Source organism: Streptomyces cahuitamycinicus (genome assembly GCF_002891435.1).
GTDB classification, from domain to species: Bacteria; Actinomycetota; Actinomycetes; order Streptomycetales; family Streptomycetaceae; genus Streptomyces; species Streptomyces cahuitamycinicus.
In genome coordinates this window covers 1-906 of record NZ_POUC01000892.1, presented here as the reverse complement: position 1 = coordinate 906, position 906 = coordinate 1, and the positions used below count along the sequence as shown (strand labels likewise).

Here is a 906-nt window from a genome sequence, read left to right as displayed (position 1 = left end):
CTGAGGGCCCTGCTCGGAGAGCTTGGGGAGGCACCCCGCTTCGCCGGGCTGCGGACCCACCCGGCCGCCCCGGCGAAGACGCCCCTCACTGCACGGCGGCGTCCACGGCGACCGGCTTCTCATCCGGCACCAGTCCCAGCTCGGCATCCCGCGCGGACTCCACCTCACGCCGCAGCAGCCGGAACCACATGAAGATCACGAACCCCACGAAGGCGAACCACTCGGCGGTGTAGCCCAGGTTCTGGAACGCCTTCAGGTCCAGCCCCGAGTCCGGCGGCGCGGCAGCCGGCACCGCCTTCATCCCCGCGTCACCCTTCGACAGCGTGACCCACGCGTCGTACACGTCGTAGGGCACCAGGTTCACCAGGGACGCCGCGCTGATCGCCGCCGTCTGCCCGGCCGGCAGCCCGCCCTGCGCACTGACCCCGTTGTCTCCCGGCGTCTCCGACGCCTGCAGCGCCCCGGTGACGGTGACCTCACCGGCCGGCGGGGCGGGAACCCGTGCCGTGCCCGCGGCTCCGGGCAGCCATCCGCGCACCACCGGCAGCGCCTCACCCGAGTCGGTCCGCAGCAGTGCCAGCACGTAGAAGCCCTGCCTGCCGTCGAGCTCCCGCCCGGGCACCAGCAGCTGCTTGCCGTACCGCCCGCTCGCGGTGACCAGCTTCCCGGACGTGGCCTTGGTCACCGGCAGCATGTCCTTGAGGGGACGGGGTGCCTCGCGTCCGGCCTCGGCGACCTGCTCGGTCGCGGTGCGGTGGTCCTGCACACGGTCCTCGAACCGGCTCAGCTGCCAGGACCCCATGAAGATGCAGAAGGGGATGGACAACAGCACGAAGACGTTGATCCCCCACCATCGGGGCGTCAGCAGAAACCGGTACACACCCCCACGGTACGGGGCTGTAGGGC

Annotated in this window: 1 protein-coding gene; it reads right to left on the bottom strand. The window is 71.7% G+C overall.

What is annotated here, in order from left to right:
• Positions 1 to 85 precede the first annotated feature (85 nt).
• A complete protein-coding gene (locus C1J00_RS43715) occupies positions 86 to 880 on the bottom strand; it encodes an SURF1 family protein (RefSeq protein ID WP_102914257.1) in 795 nt (264 codons plus the stop codon).
• Between the last annotated feature and the right edge of the window lie 26 nt (positions 881 to 906).